Genomic DNA, 3,010 nt, shown 5'->3' on the forward strand with positions numbered 1-3,010 from the left:
CAACGCCTTGCTGTTTGCAGCATAACCGACGGTTCCCTTTAGAACAGCCAGCGCGAGATTACCTACAATCCCGCTCAACGCCGCAGTTTCCAATGATCGGCTGCGTTCGCTATTCACAACGTTTCCCCCTCAATCCTGAACTAACCCTTTCGCAATAAAGCTCATTCTAAAATAACCGAATTTCTCAAAACCAAAAACCATTCACATTTAAGTGCCACTACTGTGCCTTACTCAAGGTAAATCTCAAAACCTTAGAAAACCGCGCCCAAGCAGACGCGGCTTTCTCTTTAATTTATACTACTGGTATTTGCGTAACTTAAGACTTTGCAGTTTTGACCGTGCCCCCGCCAGCTGTCGGGGATTTTTGTTTTCCTTTCAATGCCACCCACAGCGGGCTGGCAATGAAAATGGAGGAATAAGCACCAAACAACAAACCAATGACCATTGCAAGTGAGAACATACGGATCGATTCGCCGCCAAATATGAACAAACATACGGAGGCAATAAACACCGTAAACACGGTTGCAAGTGAACGAGTCATTGTCTGCGCAATACTGTGATCAACTACCTGTTCTAAGTCGTCTCTGGACTTCTTCTTCGCAAATCGTAGATTTTCCCGAATACGGTCAAAAATAACGACGGTGTCATTAATGGAGAAACCAACAATCGTCAGAATTGCCGTAATAAAGGTCAAATCCACCTCAAGCCGGAAAATCGAGAAAATACTGATAACGAGGAAGGCATCATGCAACAACGAAACGATGGCTGCAATGGCAAACCGCCATTCAAACCGGATCGAAATATAGACCGCGATGGCTACACATGCTAGCAAGATCGCCCATATTGCATTCCGCTCCAGTTCTTGTGCCATTTCCGTATCTACTGTATTGACCTCAAAGGAAGCCTTTGGATCAAGCTCTTTATTAAAGGAAGTCTTAAAGTCATTCACTTGCTGATCCGTCAAAACCTGTGAGAAGCGAATGCCGAAACGCTCTTTCCCCGGTGTATAATCCACCTCTTTACCGATCTTCTGCTTGTCCAGCAAAGTTTGAATCTGTTCCTGCGTAACGACTTTAGTCAAATTGACATCCACATTGGAACCGGAACGAAAGTCTACCCCGTAATTTAAGCCGAATATCGACAAGCTCAGAATACCAAGCAGTGTGATAATAATCGAGAACGTGTAAAACCACTTGCTCATCTTGATATATTTATAGTCCCAATTAAAGCGCACTAATATCACTCTCCTTCACACCAAAATACTTGGGCTTCTTCACAGCATCCGCTTTAACCAGCAGATTGAGCAAGAAGCGGGAGAAGAAGATATTCGTCAAGATACTGGTGACAATATCAACGATAAGCACCAGAGCGAAACCTCTAACGGAGCCTGTTCCGAGACCAAACATAACCGCTGCCGCTATAATTGTCGTAATATTGGCATCCATAACGGTACGGAACGAAGCCTTACTACCTGCGATAACGGAAGAACGAATCGTTTTGCCCGTCTTGATTTCTTCTTTAATCCGTTCATACGTAATAATATTGGCATCGACTGCCATCCCGATCCCAAGCACGAAGGCGGCGATACCTGGGAGCGTGAGCACGAATCCACCCAAGTAGAAGATCGCAAGCACCAGCCAAGTATGAACGATGAGACAAAAACTGGCCACTAATCCTGGTATACGGAACATCGCAATCATAAATACCAGAATAATGATTGAGCCGATCAACCCAGCACGAATCGTCTGATCCAGTGACAATTGACCCAGCGTAGCACCTACACTCTGAGAATATTTTTCCGTCAGTTTGAGCGGAAGGGCACCCAGATTAATCGTATCCGCCAGTTTATTCGCTTCATCACGAGTGTAGCTACCTGTGATTGACGCGCTACCGTCCGTTAATTCCCCACGTACTGTAGGTGCAGACAGCAATTCCTGATCCAGGAAAATAGCTAATTCTTTATTCAGAAGTCGCTTTGTGATTTCTGCAAATTTAGCTTTGTCCTTCACTTTGATACTAATCTCAGGTTGATTCAGCTGGTCATAGCCTACAACAGCGCCATTCTCCACAAAATCATTACCGCGGAGCTCAATTTTGCTGTATTGGCCTGGCTTTTTAGCATCTGCTGCCGTTGCACTGCGGAACGTTAATTCTGCAGGCTTTTTCAGCATGGAGCGGACTTCTGCCTCATTAGTGACACCAGCAAGCCGCACGCGAATTCGGTTGCTTCCCTCTGTTGTTACTTCCGGCTCAGTCGTACCGAGCGCATTAATCCGTCTCTCCAGACTTTGAGCTGTTTGTATAAGAGACTGTCTGGTTACACTCTGCCCGGCTTCCAAAGGCTGGGCTTCATATAAAATCTCAAAGCCTCCCTTTAAATCGAGGCCTAATTTTAAACTGTTCAGTAGGCCCGGGCTTGTCCCGATCATAACACCAGTAGTTATGAGCACGACCACGATGAAACTTAGAATTCTCTTCATTCCGTCCCATGTTCCCCTTTCATTCTCAATATTCCTATTATAGCTACCCCTCAAAAAGCAGTCAATTTGAACGCAAAAAAAGACCCCCTTCTATTCGAAAGTGGAGCCCCGTAATGCGGACATAGTCAAATAGTTCATAAAGCTCGTCGCTTTAAGGGAAAGTATATCGTTAACGAGCTTGTGCAGCGGAGGGATACCCTCCTTTTCATATTTATGGCTGACGCAATTCCACACGTCCTTACTTGTGACATGCTCATAGCCTACGAGAATCAACTCGTCCGCCTTACTTTGACAGAGCATCTCAATTGCGTCATCCCAATCCTGCTCATCCAGCTCTTCCATACCCACGATGGCCGTTCCTCCTCCCAGCGACTACCGGTTCCGCAGATCAGCAATTAGCGGGGTTATTGACTGCTTTGTAGAACATTTCTGTCCTGATCCTGGAAAACCCTTCTTTTCGTTGAAAATAGCCTTAAATCAACAATATATGCATTCATTTCGCTCGTCAATAGCAGAATTCACCACTCTCC

3 protein-coding genes are annotated in these 3,010 nt (G+C 45.4%); all 3 read right to left on the reverse strand.

Translation table 11 applies throughout. The features are described from left to right. Window positions 1-316 precede the first annotated feature (316 nt). Entirely contained in the window at window positions 317-1,234 is a 918-nt protein-coding gene (gene secF / locus GRP75_RS23090; protein WP_160790476.1) for a protein translocase subunit SecF, read from the reverse strand. Then, on the reverse strand, window positions 1,224-2,480 hold the full coding sequence (gene secD / locus GRP75_RS23095; protein WP_023989930.1) for a protein translocase subunit SecD: 1,257 nt from the start codon (window positions 2,478-2,480) through the stop codon (window positions 1,224-1,226). Before secD ends, secF begins: the two co-directional genes overlap by 11 nt. 90 nt (window positions 2,481-2,570) lie before the next feature. After that, window positions 2,571-2,828, reverse strand: a complete 258-nt coding sequence (locus tag GRP75_RS23100) for a post-transcriptional regulator (protein ID WP_013311570.1) — start codon at window positions 2,826-2,828, stop codon at window positions 2,571-2,573. Window positions 2,829-3,010 lie beyond the last annotated feature (182 nt).

Source organism: Paenibacillus sp. OT2-17, assembly GCF_009827695.1.
In the GTDB taxonomy this organism is placed as follows: Bacteria; Bacillota; Bacilli; order Paenibacillales; family Paenibacillaceae; genus Paenibacillus; species Paenibacillus polymyxa_B.